Below are 16,683 nucleotides of genomic sequence, written 5' to 3' on the forward strand. Positions count from 1 at the left end.
CCTCCGGCCACACGCCACCCCCTCGACGGCGGTCCGGTGACACTACCCGCATTCGATCGGGCGCACACCTAGTGTCTCAGCACTCGAACTCACGGACCCGGCGACCTCGCCGACGAGTGCTGCTCACCGCACTCAGCTGAGACGGCTGCCGGATATTCGTCAGCCGATACTGTGTGCTTCTGGGGTCTGCGAGGCACCGTGCGGGGGAGTGCGGTGATGAGCTGCTATCTGCGCTTACGCCGGCATCTCGGCGTACGCGCCGGTTGGATCCCGGCCATCAGCGGGCCGACGCTGCTTGCGTGGGGCCTGGCCGTGATTCGTGATCTGCTCGCGGACGCAGCGGCTGAGGGAGGCTTCCCGCCGCGCCCCCGATGCGGCTCGAGCCGAGTCGAGACGTGTGGGGCAGCCGGAAGTCGGCTGCCCCACACGTCTCGACTGTTCTGCGAGCCCGGCTGCCTTCTTTGCGAGCTCACGACGTGCTCATGGTCCGCTCACGGCTTGGCGGGGGAGAGGCTCACCTCACCTCACGTCAGCTCCTGTCAGCTTTCAGCCTGCCAACTGCCGGTCCGTCACCTGAGCCGCCGTCACCCGGCTCACCCTCACCCGTTCCAGACGAGTGCGTGGGGGTCGTACGGCAGCGTCGACCAGTGCGTCCAGTTCGGGCTGTCCGCCGTGACCTGGGCGTTGCGCAGGGGGAACCCGCCCGGGGTCAGGGCGACCATCTCCAGCCGCCCGTCCCTGTTGGACGTGACGGCCAACGGGTCGGTCAGGACCCCGATGAGGTTCCGCCAGGCGCTCCAGACCGAGCTTCCGGCGTCGTTCTGCCAGCTGTGGTAGATGCTGCGGTCGTTGCCGAGGACGAAGACTTCGAGGCGCCCGTCGGCGTCGACTGCGACCACGGGCGGCCCCGACACGGTGATGCCGGGGCTGATGGCGGCCATGGTGTCGAACGCGGACCAGGGACCCGCCGGATGACCCACCTGCCAGGCGTGCTTGAGATAGCCGCTGTCGGTGGTGCCGAAGACCTCCAGCCGCCCGTCCTTGTTGCTCACGGCCGCGGGGGCGCCGGCGAAGGTCTCGCCGTCGCCGAGCTGGGTCCAGCCCGTCGCCCACTCGCTGTTCGGCCCGTTCGCCGAGGTCTGCCAGTCGTGCACCATGTGGTGGTTCTGGTCGATCTCGAAGGCCTCGAGCCTCCCGTCGACGTTGCGGGCGAGCGCGGGCAGTGCGATCAGGTTTCCGCCGAGGTCGTGCCAGGCGCTCCAGTGCCCGAACGGGGTCTCCTGGAAGATGTGGTAGAGGTGGCCGTTCGTGCCGAGTGTGAAGACCTCGAGCCGGCCGTCGGCGTTCTGCGTCGCCGTCACGCACAACAGGGGGACGTTCGGCGCCCCCATGACCTGCCAGTCGTGCCACTGCTCTCCTCCCGGCTGCTCCTGCCAGGCGTGTTCGAGCTTGTGGCCGGGGGTGATGGCGAAGGCTTCGAGCCTGCCGTTCGTGTTGCGCACGGCCGAGGGGCCGAACCCGACTGCCCCGGAGCCGGTGAGGGGGCGCCAGGTGGACCACCCGCTGCCCGGCGACGTCTGCCAGGCGTGGAAGACCGTGCCGTCGTCCTGGCGGATGAAGGCCTCGAGCCGCCCGTCGGCGTTCGCCACGATGTCCGGGGTCTCATACGTGTGGTCGCTCTGGCTGGGGTCGGCCAGGCCGGAGGGGCCGGTCGCGCGGGGCGGGGCGGCCTGGGCGGCCGTGGCCGGACCGACCGGGCCGAAGGCCGCCAGCAGCAGTGCGCCCGCGACGAGGAGGCTCGGCCCGCGCCGCCACAGACCCCTGCGCTGCGCCCTGCGCTGCGAGAGCCCCCCGCACTTCCTGTACTTCTCTGCGTACTTCTCTCTGTTCTTCACGTGTACGGGCTCTTTCACGAGAGGGGTTTGAGGACCATGTCCTGCGGACCGTGATCGGCGGATCCGCTGCACGAGTACGAGCCCGGTGTGGCGTTCCACATCTTGCGCAGGCAGTCGCCCAGCGCCTCCTGCCCGTAGGCGTTCGGGTGCAGCGGCTCCTGGTCGTTGCCCTGGTCGGCGGGGCTGGGCTTGTAAGGGTTGAGGACCGGGCCTGCGAAGGGCGCGAACCGGACCCATTCGGCCTGCGCCGCGGGGACCGGCTTGGCCAGGGTGTTGCCGCTCTCGGCCTGGCGGTCGTGCCTGCTGCACACCTCGTGCCCGTCGAAAGCGTGGCTCAGGTCGAGGAACTCCGCCTTCGCGTAGGCCGCGGCCGACCTGAGCTTGGCGGTGAGCTCCGGCATCACGGTGTCGATGGCCCAGGTGGTGTCGGAGTCGTAGAACGGGCACCCGCCCTGTGTGAGCCTGCTGTCGGTCTCGCCGTAGCGGTACGCGTCGGCGGGCGGCAGCGGCGACGGGTAGGACTGCAGGATCAGCCGGTAGCTGCCGTCCTTGTAGCCGCGGGAGCGCATCGCGGCCCGGACGGAGTCGAGCGCCTTGAGCACACGGGCCGGCAGGATGTCGAGCGACTTCTCGAGCCTGGCCGCCCTGGTCTCCTCGCACTTGTCGTAGATGAACGGGAAGACGAAGGCGTAGCCACAGTCCTCCAGCAGGTCGCCGAAGTCGATGTCGTTGCCCCCGATCGAGACCACGACGAGCTTGATGGCGACGTCGGAGTGGCCGGCGAGCGTGGCCAGCTGGTCGGCCTGTGGCTCCTCGCCCTTCCTCTTGTCGGGCCCTCCGCCGTCGACCGCGCGTGTCACGTTGTACGTCGTCGCGCCGGAGCACGCCAGGTTGACGCGGGACTCCTCGATCCGCGACGAGATGATCTCCGCCACGTCGGACCGGTCGCATCCGTTGGCGTAGCTACTGCCGTACACCCGCTCGGGGTCGTGGTCGCACCACTCGTACTCGAACCAGCAGGAATACGCGGCCCGGTCGGTCCCGTACGCGTCGCCGTACGACGACACCATCGTGTTGCCCTGCCAGCGCCCGGCCTCCCCGGAGATGTAGCTGTCGCCGAGCGAGACCGCCGTGGGCACGGGAGCACTCGCCGCACCCGCGCCGTACGCGGTACTCGGACCCAGACCCATCAGACCCGCCGTGATCGCGGACACCGCGCACACGGCGGCCCGCCGGCGGGCAACGCGCCACCGGAGCGCTGGATCAGACCATCGACCCACCTGATCTACCCGCTCTACGTGCTTAACCCGCTCTACCTGCTCATTCAAGCTCTGACACCTCTCTCGCTGGAGTTGCGGTGTCAAACTAGGCAGAACTCGTGGCACGCCGAAGCCGCCACCGCTCGCGCCCACCACCAAGATCACCAAGGTGGCCTAGATGTCCGATGAACGTCCCGGAATCAGACGCCCGGGGGATCAGGCTCCAGAGCCGCCTGGAGGTTCGAGTGCAGGCGGCGGGTCTCGACGATATCGGCGTGCTCCTCGCCGAAGGCGCGCACGCACCCTCGGCACACAGCTCGGAGGCTGGCAGGGCGTCGAGAAGCAGGTCGACTAGCAGGTCTCGGGGCGGCGACGGGTGGGTCTGGGCGGCCTTCCGGACGGTCGGGTCGGTGTCCTTGGTCAGACGGGCTGCGTCGTCGCCGATCAGGCGTCGGCCCGGACACCGGCGTCGGCGTCGGCGTCTCGGCTGAACTGGGCGAGGAGTTCCGGGGTGGATGCAGGGTCGTCGAGGGCCAGGCGGCGCATGCGCGGGTCGGAGTCGTCGGCGAACCGCAGGAGGCCGTGGCGGGGGAAGTTCGGGTGGTTGCGGGGCCCGGTCCGGGAAGGAGAGGCTGCCCGTCCACCAGGTCCATACCTCCAGCAGCATCGCCGCGGGGCGTCGTCGCAGGATTCTGCGAGGAACAGGCGTACGATGCAGGCCAACGGACTACGTGCGTAGCGGACGTGGGTGCTGTCGGAGTCGCGGTCGTGCCAGGTAGGTCAGCGCGGCAGCCGGCCCGGTTCGGTCAGAAGTCCGTGTGCAGCGTCGGCGTGTTCCGCGAAGTCGGGCTCGCGGCGGTACCTCGACACCACTCTGAACAGGTCCTCATGCTGTCCCGGCACCTCCTTGGGCCTCGCAGCCCAGGCCAGCAGTCGGCCGGTGTCGAAAGCGTCATCGGCTGCGCTCATCCGCCTGCTTCCTCCAGCTCCAACCCGTCGTCCCACGCGCCTTCGCGGGGCCGTGACGGGCGGCTCGCGCGGTGCGTGGGATCCGCAATGTCCGCGGTGAGCGTTCCAGGAATCAGCAGCAGGTCTGCCGAACCGACCTGGTCGGTATCGATCCGGGCGCCGGTGTCGAACGCCATCAGCAGCCGGTCGCCGGCGAAGTGACCGGCGAGGCGCGCCGCCCACGCCCGGTGGGCGCCGTGGACGAGATGCGCGGCGAGCACGTCGGGTTCCAGCGGCTCTCCGTTCTCGTCCTCGGTGTGCTCGGCGAGACCCTCGGCCCTGGCCAACAGGGCGGAGAGCCGCACCGGCTCCTCAATCGCGTCGAGCAGCGCGTCCACGGTCGCCTCGTACGGCTCCCACCACTCCGGACGGTCTTCGTCGTCGAACTCGGGAGCGACGTACTCCTCCCCGGCTGCGGGTGTCCTCGTCGGGGCGCACAGTTCTTCGGCCAGCACGTCCAGCGGCGGCAGCCATCGCGCCGTCTGGCCGCCGACCGCCGCGAGCATGCGATCCGCGATGGCCGCCGCCGGCGAGGTGGGTCTGGCAAGGTACGGGCCGAGCAGGTCGGTGCCCAACTGCGCGCGGTGGGTGGTGCGCGGCGGTCTGGCGAACCGGTCGTCCAGGGACTGGCGCAGTCGGGTGCGCGCCCCGATCAGATGGGTGTGCAGTTCGTTGTGGCGGTGGCGGCACTCACGGAGGATTTCAATCAGCTGGTTCGCCGCCTGCAACCGACTCGGATCCTGCGCGGCGAAACGCCGTTCGGCCACGGCCTCGAGCAGCGCGGCCTCCGCCTCCAGCCGCTCGCGCACGTGCGCGAGCGCGCCGTCGAGCAGCACCGGAACCTCCTCGATCCAGTCGTGGGTATCCGGGTCGATGAGCGTGTCGGCGATGATCCGGCGAATCCGCTCCTGGTACTGGATCGAGCGGTAACGTGCGTGCCGCGCGATCTGCACCGCGGACTCGACCGCGCCCCGCTTGATCAGGGCCGCGAGTTGCGCTTCGTTCGCGATCTGGGCCGCCTCGATGTCGAGGTCGAGCGCGTCGATGAAGATGTTGATGGCTTGCTCGGAGGCCCGCAGGTACTCGGATCCTTCGCCGCCCGTATGCACGTACAGCAACCGGAACCGCTGCTGCTTCCACGCCGGGCCGGCCTCGGCGTGCACCAGATACTCCACGGTCTCCATGTCCACTGTCACGAGCGAGACCACGACACGCTCGGCCACGGCACTCCACTGCGCACGCCCTGCGTCTGGCGCCTGCCGCGCAGCCTGCCCGATGGCGTACTCAACCGTCTCCTCCCAGGTCCGTCCGGCGGAGATCCCCATGGCGAGCGCAACCTGGTCGATCACGGCGAGCGCGATGTTGAACAGGTCGTAGCGATGCCAGAAGCCCCCGTCCAAACTGGATTTGGTCCGCTCGATATCGGTGAGCACTTGGATCGGAGCCAGAGCGCGCCGCCGCCGCACGATGGAGGCGTCGTCCGTGGGAATCGAGATATCCCAATCCCGGGGATCGACCGGCAGTTCCCAGTCGTCAACCACTGATCCTCCCTCCGCGCCGTCACATCAGCAGCCCGCCCAGTGACAGATCCTCTACTCCACTACAAGACGCATGATACGCGACCGTCCCGACACGTGGAGTTACATGCCATACCTTACGGTACGGCTGCCGGGCCTTGTCAGCAGCTGAGGAAGGCAGCCGTCGATCGCGATGAATGGTGCAGGGGCGCAGGAAGGCGGCTTGATCCGGTGCCGTCGTCTCGCCCCGCTGGCTGAGCCAGAGCTGAGCGCGGGGGAGGGGTGGCTGCCCGGGTCCCCGAGCGTGATCCGCGACCTGCTCATGGACGCCGCTGCTGAGCCGGGTGCCTCCGCGGTCGCCGGGTTGATGCGCGCGGCGGCTCGTGACTTGGTGGCCGGCGACATCCTCGTTCAGGCGCCGATGGGCTAGGCGCGGCCTCCCAGCCGTCCAGTTCTTCGAGCGCGCCTGGTCCGACCAAGCCTCAGGGCCTCGCTGGCGAATCGCAGACGCCTGCGCGTACCCGCCTTCGGCGCGGGCAGTGTCCGGATAACGTGGTGGTGAACGGCGAAACTCATCAGGGCTCGATGTCGTAGGGGTGTGCTGTGGATCAAGGGTGGGCGGAACTGGGTGAGGCGATCTCGGCGATCAGGGCCGGGATCGAACAAGCCCTCATCGACGGGGCGTCGAGCACGATCGGATTCGAATTGGGCCCGGTGGAACTGGAGTTAGCGGCCACGGTGCACAAGGACGCCGAGGGCTCGGTAAAGGTGGCGCTTCTGCCCTGGTCGGCATCTGTCAAGGGCGGAGTGTCCTCGGACCATACACAGCGGATCAAGCTGACGCTGCAGCCGATCGAGCCCGACGCGACCGGGGCCGGTCAGCCCCGCCGGAAGCGGATAGCAGACACCGATGCCTGACCCCGGACGGCTCCGGCCGTCCGCGGTGGGCCCCGATCTCGGCCGCCTGGTGCAAGTTCGGTGCCCGGGCCGTTCCCGCGGGACGGGGTTCTTGGTCGCCGACGACCTGGTCCTGACTGCAGGCCACGTGATCGCTGCGCCCGGCGCGTTCGGCGACATCCTGGTGCGGCTGTTCGACACCGCTGCCGGCCCGGACGACGCGTGGGTTCCGGCACAGGTGGCGGCGACCGGTGCGCAGTACGCGGAACTGGACGTGGCACTGCTCCGGGTCGCCGCCGGGGCGCTGTCGGCCTCGGTCACACCCGCCCCGGGCTGGGGCCGGATCGACGGGACCGTACCGGTGCCGGTGTTCGCCGTATGTTTTCCGGCGGTGATGAAAGACGGCCGCAACCTGGACAGCCATATCGTGCGGGGGATCGTCGAACCTTCCCAGGGAGCGGCAGGCTTCGCCGCGGGCAGGGCGATGTTGGCGATGACCAACGGGACGATCGTTCCCGGACGGCATGTTCGCGCGGGTTCACCGTGGGCGGGGGCGTCGGGCGCCGCGGTGTTCGCCACCGGCACCGGGCAGCTCGTGGGGGTGCTCACCGACGACTTCGACATAGCCGTCGATGCCAGTGTGCTGACGTTCACGCTGGTGGCCGCGGTGGACGGGCTGGCCGCGCTTGTCGGCGCCGACCTGGCTCCAGTCACGCTGGACGGCCCGAGTGCGGCGGGCCACGACGAGACGGCAGTTGCCCGGGCACCGCGGGTCTTCATCTCATATGCAAGGTCCGATCCTGCGGACCTCTTCGAACTCATCCGGTCGTTCCTTGCGAGCCAGGGACTCGAAGTCTGGCTCGATGTCTGGACGATGCCGGACCGAGGCCAGACTCTTCCAAACGAGACACGCCGGGCGATCGAGGACGGGGACCGCGTGGTCGTCGTTCTCGGGCCGGGCGCCGTCGCGTCGGAGTACGTCGAAGCCGAGTGGCGCCATGCCCTGGCCGTCGGCAAGCCAGTTCACGTGGTCATCCGGGACCTGGCGCCGGATCAGGTCCCGGAGCCGCTTCGCAGGCTCGACATGCACGCGTTCCCGCCGCACGACGACCCCGTCCAACTCGATCGCCTCGCGATTCAACTGAAGGCACCGCCGGCGCCGATCGGACGATTCCTCTCGCCGATCGCGCGGCCAGCCAAGTATGTTCCCCGGCCTGACATCGAAGCGCGCGTTCGCGAGTTTCTCCGCCAACCCGCGAACGACGTCGGATCGGGCTCCGGCCACGCCATGATCGTGGTGGGCATGCCGGGCGTCGGGAAGACGGCGACAGTCACTGCCTGCATCTCAGACTATGAAATCCGAAGGATGTTCTCGGACGGCATTGCGTTCGTCAACTGCGCGGATTCCGGCGATCCGAAGTTGATCGAGTCGAACATCTTAGCCACAGTGGGGCCGCACCTCGACCACGGTCGGCACGGCTCCGCGGCGCGCGACCTCCGGGCGATGCTCGAAGGCCGTCGAGTACTGATCGTGCTCGAGAATCTGGAGGACGCGGCCGAGCTGGGTGAGATCGCATGGCTGTCACCCGGCGTGCGGGTGATCGTGAATTCCCGCAATCAACGCGTGGGGCCGCAGCTCGGCTACACACAGCTGGTCGTGCCCTGTCCCGACGAGACGACCGGCGTGGCCATTTTGGAGAGATGGGCGGGCCGGACCGTCAGCTCGGCCGCCGAACTCGCCAACCATCTCGGGCTGCACCCGCTGGCCCTTCGCATCGCCGGCTCGATGCTTGCGTCGGGCCTGACCGAAGACGCAGTGGCGGAGATCCAGTCCCATCCCGCCACCTTGGCGATCGACCCTGAGCTGGGACTCGACTTCGGCGCACTCATGGCCGCGGCCGCGGGGTCCCTTAATTCCGGCAGCCATGAGCTGCTGGCGCTACTCGGCCTCTTCACCGTCGACGCGGACGTACCGCTGCACATCACTCGTCGGGTCGCCGAGGCCCTCGGCTCGGGAATCGAGCACGGCGCCGCCGTCACCCAGTTGGCGGATCGCGGCCTGATCGACATCGACTGGAGCGAGCAACGACTGCGGGTACACCGGCTCGTGCACCGCTGGTGTCTCGATCTCCTCGACCGTGAAAAAGGGGCGGCCAGTGCCCACACGGAATTCGTGCGGACCTACACGAACGATGTGGGCCAGCTTGCTGAAATACGCGATGACGGCTACATCTTCGACCATCTTGTCTATCACCTCATCCAGGGCGGGCTCGTCGAGGCAGCCATCTCGCTCGTCTCATCCGACGGATGGGCAGACAAGCGTCTGATCACCAACAACTACAACCCGCGGGTGGTGCTTCAGGACCTCTCGAGGGTGTGCGACGTATGCGTTGACGAGTTGCGCCAGTCGCCGAGCACGCGGGAGGCAGAACATCACAGCCGTTCGCTGGGCGTACTGTCCTGGCGTGTCTGCCAGGTGGTCGAGCATCTCGAAGCCAAGGGCGTGGCTGTCGTGCGGGCTCTGGTCGACTCCGGCCTGTGGAACACGGCCCGAACTCTGCACTACGGGCAGCAGGCGATCGACGTCGTCGAGGCCTGTACCGCTGTGAGCGCTCTCCTCGACAGCGGATCCCGACTCTCCGATCAGGACTGCCGGTTGGCCCGGAGCATCCTCCTCGACCGGCTCGGCCAGGCCGTGCACGAAGGGGACTTCGACGATCGATTCATCCCCTGCCTCCTGGCCGCCCGGAAGCATCTCGGGAACTCCAGCGTCGATGACCTCCTGAACATCGTTCGCGCGGCCGGCACCCCCTTCGAGGTGAGCCTGGCAGCGATCTACCTTCTTCCGGCTTTTCCCCAGGACGAGCGGATCCGTCTTCTGGTCATGGACGGTATCGAGGACGCACAGATCGCGTCGAACGAGAGAGCGACCCTCATCGCGCAGGCGGCCGATCACATCGACGATGCGCCGTCGCTCGAGCGAATGTATGCGGCAGCTGACAACCTCGATGAGCGAACGCGCCCGTGGGCGGTCATCGGCCTCGCCCTGGCCCACCCGGAGTACTGGCGACGGGAAGACCGCGCGGACCTTCACCAGGCGATGGCGACGTACTACATGGTGCAGCTCTCGCAGGCATTCGAGCACAAGATGGATCGCGAGTTGGCGGAATTCATCTGGGCGTCAGAGAGTATTCCAATGTTTGGCGATTTCCTCACGGCGGGCATACTCTATCCACATCTCAGCACGGCTAGTCAGGATGCTTGGCGTACGGGATTACTCGACCGAGCACGCGCGGAGATTGATAACGCGACGCGAGGTTGGATTGTCGCATGGCGCGTCGAGCGATACGCCGAGGCCCTGGTTCGCTACGCGGCCACTGCGCCATCGCTTGATATCGAAATCCTCGATGAACTGGTATCAATCGCCGACATGATGCCTCCGTCTTTGTCTTCGGCCTCGATGCTGCTTTCACTTCTGGATTACTGTGACGACGAGGCCAAACGGTCGGTGGTCGATCGCCGGCTGAGGCGGACGCTGACCGAACTTCACAACGGGGCGGACGTAGAGGTCCGCTGCGTCGCCTTCAGCCGTGGACTCCGGGGGTCTCCGGACCCGAGGAGGTGCTCCTTGGGCAGATCTCGGCAGTCGGCGACCCGTTGATCCGCAGCCGGTGCAAGAACCTCGTCGCTCGCTTCGTCTCGCGTGGCGGCCTGCGCATCCTGGCCGGCCGCAGCATCAAGCCGGTCGAGCAGCTATGGATCAACGCAATCGCCCGATCGGACCCGAAGACCATGATGGCGGCCCTTCAGGAGTGGGGCGGAGCCGACGACGATGCGGCGTGGCGCCGGACGCTCCGGCTGCTGCTGGGGATGAGCGACCTTGCAGGGAAGGACCGCGAGTGGGTTGAGGCGCGCCTGCTCAGGTCCAGCGCGGAGCCCCGACTGGAAGCGGAACCTTTGGATATCGCGTCGTCCATGGTCGCCCGAGTCTTCAATGAGCACAAATGGATCTTGAACTTCTCCGACGACTTCTCCGTCCTCGGACCCAAGGCCGTGTCGGCTGCGCTCTCGTTCCTCGAGAACAATGTCCCCGGCTCGCCCGAAGCTTCGGCAAGACGGTCGCCGAAAGAGTCTCCAGCTCTGCTCGAAGACGTGGTTCGATGGCTGTACGTCGCCACGCGTCTTGAGCAGCGCGGCCGCGCCGGCGAGCTGCCCGTAGCGGAGGCGTACCTCCTGAAACCCGCACTCCGGCGCGCGGCGCTCGCGCTCTCCGAGGCGACCGACGGAGGCCCGCCACACCGTGTCGTATCTCTCGAGGCGTCAGCGACCAAGGTGGCCGAGCACATACTCACCTGGTGTGACAGGTGGCACGGGTACGGTGCGGCGCCAGCCTTCAAACTGGACATGAGCTACCGACCATTCGACCATTACTACCGCCTGGCGGTTATGGTCGATTTGCTTCCCCATACTTCCGCTGTGGTGCGGCAAAGAATCGTCGCATGCATCGAGGCGGAGATTCGGTGGATTCGTCGAGCGCACGCTTTGACGGTGATCGGGGCGCTCATCGAGAACGCGGAGCCGGACGAGCTCGACGGCATCACCGCGGCGACGGGAATCGACCGCGAGGATCCGCATTGGATCCACGCGCTGCAGTTCGCTCACGCGGACTTCGCGGCCGGTGCCCCACACTGTGATCTAAGGACCGCCGTACTGCGATACCCGGTGAATCTGGCGTTCCAAGGGCCCAGCGAACTCCTGCTCGGATTGGCGGAGCTCTCGGCGCACTCCGACGCCATCGTTGCCCACGCACGGTTCGACATAGCACCGTTGCTGGCCGGCGTGGTCGACTCGGCCCGCGAGTCGACGATCAGGCCGTGAGCTCCTCCGTTCCTCGGTGGCGCAGTGGTGTGTGGAGAACGCCGTGTGGGGACATGGTTGCCCAGGCCACTATCATGCATAGGCTCTCTTGTGGCTGGCCAGGGCCGGCGACCTGCGAGTATTCATAGGTCACCTGCTCCCACCTTGCATTATGCTTCGATACTCTGCAGTCCTCCGCAGATCTCTGCCGTCTGCTACCGATTTTCCCGTGAGAACTTCCCCAGATTTTCCACACATCAGAGATCTGATATCACCCATCCCTTCGGCGGCGCCACCTGGGCCGCGGCCATCCATGGTGGCACAGGGAGCTGACGTGAGGCGTCCGCTGGAACTCCAGCCGGGTTGGGGGCAACATCTCGCTTCCCCCGTTCCGGCCCCGCGTATCCGGATCGCCGTGATCATGATGCAGATTTGTTACCCGCGGGTAGCATGGCCGCCCCATCATCGTGAAACCGCGATCACTCGATCGTTCGGGCCCCGCTCACCCAGGAGCCATCCATGCGTAAGTCCACCGCCGCGTTCGTTGCGGGGGCAGTCTTTCTCGCCGGCACCGCCGGCGTCATCCGCTTCGTCGTTCTGCCCGGGCAGGAGCGTGTGCAGTCCAGCACGAACACGACGATGGACTACGCGGGCAGCGCGAGCTTCCTCGACATGAAGGCGGTCGCCGCCGGGAACCTCGAGCAGGCCTTCGCCAAGGACGTCCCGTTCACCGCCACCGAGCAGTACAAGACCGTTGCGATCAACGGCGGCGAGGCCCTCATGTCCGACGCCACGACAATCTCCGGCCCGGCCGCCGCCGCGCTCGGCAACCAGCAGGCGCTGTGGTCCGTTGACCGCACAAGCCTGCAGCCCGCTGCGATCCCCGCAGGCTCTGGAGCACTCGCCCACACCGGCCTCGCCATCGGCTTCCCGGTCCACCCCGCCGCCGCCGACGCACAGTGGTGGGACTCCGCGACACAGACCGCCGGCACCGCGAAGTACGTCACCACCGAAGAGCACGGCGGCCGCTCCACCTACCTGTTCACGGTCGACATCAACGGCGCGGTCAAGGACCCGGGCCTGCTGAGCAAGTTCCCCGCCTCCGTCCCGTCCACCCTGCTCACGGCCCTGGCAAGCACGATGCCGACGAGCCAGCAGCAGCTCCTCGCGTCCGCGATGCCAGCCGGAACCCCCGTCGTGACGGTCCCACTCACGTACACCGTCGACACCAAGGAGTCGATGTGGATCGACACGGTGACCGGCGAGACCATCGACGCGACACAAACCCAGGCGGTCACTGCGCAGATGACCACCCCGGCCGGCGCGGTCCCGCTCGTCCCCGTCCTCACCGTCGACCTGAAGATGCCCCCCGCCGCCGTATCCGCCGCCGCCGACAAGGCGAGCAGCGACGCCGGCAAGATCCTCTGGCTCGGCACAGCCACCCCGATCGCCCTGGCTATCCTCGCCCTGGCACTGCTCGCAGCCGCGATCTGGACGATCCGCAAGGGCGCCGAGGGCGGCAAGCGCGAGACCGCACGAGAGGCCGCGACCGAAAAGTGATCCGTCCCTCAGCGGCCGCGGGGGAGTAGCAGCGGGTGTGTGCGCCGCTTTACTAGCGTCTGGCCCCGCGATGAGCACTGGCTTCCTCGGCCTGCAGCCAGCAAGGCGTTCACCGACTCGCTCACCTACCCGGTCCTCTCGACCCGGGACCTGTTCGAGTGGTGGCGCACGGCCGACTGGGAAACGATTCGAGACGCGGTGCCCGGGCCGGCACAGCCCGATGAGCGCAACCGATCGCACGGGTCGGCCGCCGCCTCCGAGGTAGGAACAGACCGACCCTCCGGCGCTGACGTCCTGACTGTGGACACCGGGTCGGGGCGGATGACCGTCCATGCCGCGGCTGTCAGCCAGTTGCTGCGCGAGATGGTGCGCACCGACTGCTTCGTACAGGACTTCGCCGCAGACGCGGCGATGGCCGACGAGTCCGGCTCCTTCATCCTGACCTTCAGTAACGAGCGGGGGGCGTGGCGCTGAGCGACGGCGCCCGCCCCGGACATGGTGGCCCAACTCTGCCACCGGCCGGGTTTCTCGGCGGGCTGCTTCGCGTTCTTCCAGCAAGGCACACGCGCCGGGTTGTAGGAACCGCGGTGGATCTTCGAGCTCGAAATTGATTCACGGCCGGCTATCTGCTGCGGGAGGATATGTGGGTGGCTGACACACTTTCCTCGGGCTCGATGTCGCAGCTGCCGGGTGGTGACGTGCACTTCCCGCCGATCGAGAACGGTCTGGACTACCTGTGCAGCGTTGTGGACCACCTGGTCAAGACCGGGGGCGAGAGCCCGGGTGCGCGCGATCTGAAGTATGCGGTCCTGCATCTGCAGGCAGCGGTGGAGGTGCTGCTCAAGGCACGGCTTCAGGCCGAGAACTGGACGTTGGTGTTCAAGGTCCCGAGCACGGCGGTGCGTGCCAAATTCGAGTCCGGCGAGTTCGAGAGCTGCTCGACCCAGGAGACCCTCGCCCGTCTGAAGAGCATCGTCGGCCTGGAGTTCGCCGCGAAGGACGTGACGGCCCTGAACAAGCTGCGCGGGGATCGCAACGCGCTGCAGCACTACGGGCTGACCGCATCCGGGCCGGCCACCGAGGCCCGTGCCGGGCGGCGAAAACGATCCACCGCTTTACATGGAAGTGCCAGGTAGAAGGCACTCTCCTACACGGGCCTCTCGCGTATCATGCATAATCTCTCTTATGCTTGAAAACGCAGAAGTCGATTAGAAGTGGCGTTTGACCTGCATCTTCAATGGCAAGACCCTGTTCGCGACGCTCGATTTTGGGGAAACCGCGGGCCTGGACGGCTCACTGGCATGCGGCTACGGTGCGCGCGACGGCTCTCCTGTGGGACTCACACAACGTGCCTTGCCTCGCGCGGTCAACGCTCACCCCGTTGACCTGCGCTTAGGCGAGCCATGGGCTGGCACCATCCGAAGATCATCGGCCCCGCCCCTCCGTGCCGACTTGTCATGCATAACGTTTCTTAACCCCGATGCGCAGTGCCCTGACCTGCGCATTCGTGCTACATCGGTGTCATCTTCATTGCAGACCGACGCCCTGGGCAACTGCGGATCGCAGTGCTGATGTTCGACCGCCCGCGGATGGCCCGACCAGCTGCGTTCGCGCAACGGCCCCTACCGATCGCAATCGGTTACGCGTACGATCTCCCCTGGTCGCGCACTGGGAGGGGACGTCGTGGACTTCAGCGCGCAGCAACAGCGCGAACGTGCAGCCGCGCGGGATGCCGCAGACAGGCGCAGGGGTGAACTTTATGGCGAGTACCGCTCGAATCCCGGTGCTCCCCCACCGCTCGCGGCACGGTACGGCGCGCACCTTGAGTTTCCAGACGGTCGCGTCCCTCGGCCGGTCCTCGTCGAGGCCGCGCGACTGACCATCATCTACGGCGTCGCATCCACAGCGGTGCTCGTCACGCGCTTCGGGATGACGTTCGCAGCAGCAGAACTCACGCTTGCGGAACTCGAGCGCCGCGGCGTCATAGGGCCGCGCACCGACTCGCCACGACGCGTGCTGTTTATCGCGGATCGCTGGGTTGATGTACTGCAGAGGCTCAACGGCGCAGACCCTCAGAGACGGGTGCCCGCAGCGCCCGCAGGTTCGTCAGATGCAGAACCTATGGACGAATCGGAGCGGCAACTTCTCGCCCAGGCAGTAGTACTGGTCATCTCCAGTCAGTTCGGCTCCACCTCGATGCTCCAGCGCAAGCTTCGTGTGGGCTTCGCCAAGGCCGGTTGGCTGATGGACCAGCTCGAACTGCGAGGTATTGTCGGCCCATCCGAGGGAGCGAGGCCGCGCGAGGTGCGGGTGCGCCCAGACGGGCTCAAAGCGGCCGTCGCCCGGCTCGGCGTCCGCAGAGCCGAGGCCCCCTGACCGGTGCCGTTGTCTGGTCTGCATCGGGACCAGGCCTGCGGGTCCCGCCTCTGATGGCCGGGCTTGCCCGCAGCGTGAGTTCGATTGCTTATATCGTTTGTGGTAGGGGTCGATGGCCTGGACACTTTTCGACGAGGCTGAGGGGGTGAGCATGCAGGCTCTGCCGGTTGTGGCTCGTCGCCGGATCTTGAGCAAGGTGCGCACTCGTCTGTCCGCCGAGGCCGACCGAGCACTGCCTTCCCACGGCATTCCGGTGCCGGCCGCAGGCTGGAACTCCGTCCTGCACGACCTGGCACACTCCGGCCGGGCGGCGTCGTTAGCGCAGACCGCCAACGTCTTAGCCTCGGCCCGGGATGCTGGTGAGCTGCGTGAGTCGGGCGAGGAGTTCGTCGACCAACCCCACGCGATCGCTCACCACGTCACTGCCTAACGGCGATGGCCTGCTGGCCGACGCCCGCGGGCGGCTTCCCGCTCGGCGCGCGCGAACAACTCCGGTTGGCGCATCAAAGCAGCGGTGTCCGCGAGATCCATTCCCGCAAGCTGGCCACGCCGGCGCGCGCCGCGTCTTGATCATTGCCGAACGCCTCTGAGATGCCGACCGGCCACGCGCTCTCGACCTCGGCGGCGAAGCCTGTGGCGTCGCCGCCGGGACGCCGCTCCCCGTACGACAGGAATTCGCCGTACCACGGGTGCCGGGAGATCGCACGCTCTTCGCCGAGTGGAGCTGGGGGCGCACCCATGCTGATGATCGAGGCCAAGAGTTCGAACCTATCGAAGGCCCACTGGAACCTGTCGTCGTCGATCTCCACGTGCGCAAGCGGCTGTCGCAGTACCTGGCGCAGTCGCCTGCTTTGCGGGAATTTCCAGGTCCGTCCTTCAGGAGCGTCCACGCTCTGCAGCACCTGGCCATTGAGGATGCGCCCGGGGTTGAGGTACTCGAACGGCTTCATCTGGAGGCGCCGTGACGTGGGTGAGCTCCACAGCGGCCTCGTCAACACGTGCGCGACCGCCCTTTCTCGCCCGGATAGGACAGCAGCCAAGCCCATGGTGCAGACAGCCAGTAGCGCTGGATACTGCCGCAGGCTCTCGAGGTCGTTGCGCTGAGACGGCGGCAGATCGTTTCGAACCGCGATCAGCCGGTCAAGCAACTGAACCCAGAGCTCGACATGATGCTCCTCGTCGTGGAACGGAAGTTGTCAAGTCAAGTAAGACGGCCTGTTGTTATGGATAGCGTAGGACGGGTTCTGTCTCTGGTTTCGGTTCGTTGATCCAGGCGTGCTCGGGTATCGCCGGCGGATTGGGGCGCCGGGCGAA

13 protein-coding genes are annotated in these 16,683 nt (G+C 67.3%); 8 read left to right on the forward strand and 5 right to left on the reverse strand.

What is annotated here, in order from left to right; translation table 11 throughout:
- Positions 1 to 599: 599 nt before the first annotated feature.
- The 4 genes from KDL01_RS29145 to KDL01_RS29160 all read right to left on the reverse strand — a co-directional run bounded on the left by KDL01_RS29145 (position 600) and on the right by KDL01_RS29160 (position 5,703).
- Entirely contained in the window at positions 600 to 1,895 is a 1,296-nt protein-coding gene (locus KDL01_RS29145; RefSeq protein WP_212531849.1) for a PLL family lectin, read from the reverse strand.
- A 14-nt stretch (positions 1,896 to 1,909) separates the two neighbouring features.
- The gene (locus KDL01_RS29150; protein ID WP_212531850.1) at positions 1,910 to 3,109 is read right to left on the reverse strand and encodes a GDSL-type esterase/lipase family protein; all 1,200 of its coding nucleotides are present in this window, start codon (positions 3,107 to 3,109) and stop codon (positions 1,910 to 1,912) included.
- Positions 3,110 to 3,934: 825 nt separating this feature from the next.
- Positions 3,935 to 4,123, reverse strand: a complete 189-nt coding sequence (locus tag KDL01_RS29155) for a hypothetical protein (protein ID WP_212531851.1) — start codon at positions 4,121 to 4,123, stop codon at positions 3,935 to 3,937.
- Positions 4,120 to 5,703 (reverse strand): hypothetical protein, encoded by a 1,584-nt coding sequence (locus tag KDL01_RS29160; protein WP_212531852.1) that lies wholly within the window; start codon positions 5,701 to 5,703, stop codon positions 4,120 to 4,122. The genes KDL01_RS29155 and KDL01_RS29160 overlap by 4 nt, the downstream gene beginning before the upstream one ends.
- 579 nt (positions 5,704 to 6,282) lie before the next feature.
- Here KDL01_RS29160 and KDL01_RS29165 point away from each other — a divergent pair.
- The 8 genes from KDL01_RS29165 to KDL01_RS29200 all read left to right on the forward strand — a co-directional run bounded on the left by KDL01_RS29165 (position 6,283) and on the right by KDL01_RS29200 (position 15,799).
- On the forward strand, positions 6,283 to 6,597 hold the full coding sequence (locus KDL01_RS29165) for a trypco2 family protein (RefSeq protein WP_212531853.1): 315 nt from the start codon (positions 6,283 to 6,285) through the stop codon (positions 6,595 to 6,597).
- A gap of 91 nt (positions 6,598 to 6,688) precedes the next feature.
- The gene (locus KDL01_RS29170; protein ID WP_212531854.1) at positions 6,689 to 10,237 is read left to right on the forward strand and encodes a TIR domain-containing protein; all 3,549 of its coding nucleotides are present in this window, start codon (positions 6,689 to 6,691) and stop codon (positions 10,235 to 10,237) included.
- Positions 10,198 to 11,454 (forward strand): hypothetical protein, encoded by a 1,257-nt coding sequence (locus KDL01_RS29175; RefSeq protein WP_212531855.1) that lies wholly within the window; start codon positions 10,198 to 10,200, stop codon positions 11,452 to 11,454. The genes KDL01_RS29170 and KDL01_RS29175 overlap by 40 nt, the downstream gene beginning before the upstream one ends.
- Positions 11,455 to 11,952: 498 nt before the next feature.
- On the forward strand, positions 11,953 to 12,993 hold the full coding sequence (locus KDL01_RS29180; RefSeq protein ID WP_212531856.1) for a porin PorA family protein: 1,041 nt from the start codon (positions 11,953 to 11,955) through the stop codon (positions 12,991 to 12,993).
- Between the two features lie 321 nt (positions 12,994 to 13,314).
- A complete protein-coding gene (locus KDL01_RS29185; RefSeq protein ID WP_212531857.1) occupies positions 13,315 to 13,467 on the forward strand; it encodes a hypothetical protein in 153 nt (50 codons plus the stop codon).
- A gap of 173 nt (positions 13,468 to 13,640) precedes the next feature.
- Complete coding sequence (locus KDL01_RS29190; protein WP_212531858.1) at positions 13,641 to 14,129, forward strand: hypothetical protein; 489 nt, start codon at positions 13,641 to 13,643, stop codon at positions 14,127 to 14,129.
- A 547-nt stretch (positions 14,130 to 14,676) separates the two neighbouring features.
- On the forward strand, positions 14,677 to 15,369 hold the full coding sequence (locus KDL01_RS46845) for a DNA translocase FtsK (RefSeq protein WP_307846659.1): 693 nt from the start codon (positions 14,677 to 14,679) through the stop codon (positions 15,367 to 15,369).
- A 112-nt stretch (positions 15,370 to 15,481) separates the two neighbouring features.
- Entirely contained in the window at positions 15,482 to 15,799 is a 318-nt protein-coding gene (locus KDL01_RS29200) for a hypothetical protein (protein ID WP_212531859.1), read from the forward strand.
- A 73-nt stretch (positions 15,800 to 15,872) separates the two neighbouring features.
- Here KDL01_RS29200 and KDL01_RS29205 read toward each other — a convergent pair whose 3' ends face one another.
- Positions 15,873 to 16,319: a hypothetical protein gene (locus KDL01_RS29205; RefSeq protein ID WP_212531860.1), complete on the reverse strand. Its 447-nt coding sequence runs from the start codon at positions 16,317 to 16,319 to the stop codon at positions 15,873 to 15,875.
- Positions 16,320 to 16,683 lie beyond the last annotated feature (364 nt).

Source organism: Actinospica durhamensis (assembly GCF_018139695.1).
GTDB classification, from domain to species: Bacteria; Actinomycetota; Actinomycetes; order Streptomycetales; family Catenulisporaceae; genus Actinospica; species Actinospica durhamensis.

What these genes read in the sequence shown, in the direction of transcription:
- KDL01_RS29155 (WP_212531851.1), bottom strand. Translation starts at nt 4,123, where the DNA reads ATGAGCGCAGCCGATGACGCTTTCGACACCGGCCGACTGCTGGCCTGG.
- KDL01_RS29180 (WP_212531856.1), top strand. Translation starts at nt 11,953, where the DNA reads ATGCGTAAGTCCACCGCCGCGTTCGTTGCGGGGGCAGTCTTTCTCGCC.
- KDL01_RS29185 (WP_212531857.1), top strand. Translation starts at nt 13,315, where the DNA reads ATGACCGTCCATGCCGCGGCTGTCAGCCAGTTGCTGCGCGAGATGGTG.
- KDL01_RS29200 (WP_212531859.1), top strand. Translation starts at nt 15,482, where the DNA reads ATGGCCTGGACACTTTTCGACGAGGCTGAGGGGGTGAGCATGCAGGCT.
- KDL01_RS29205 (WP_212531860.1), bottom strand. Translation starts at nt 16,319, where the DNA reads ATGAAGCCGTTCGAGTACCTCAACCCCGGGCGCATCCTCAATGGCCAG.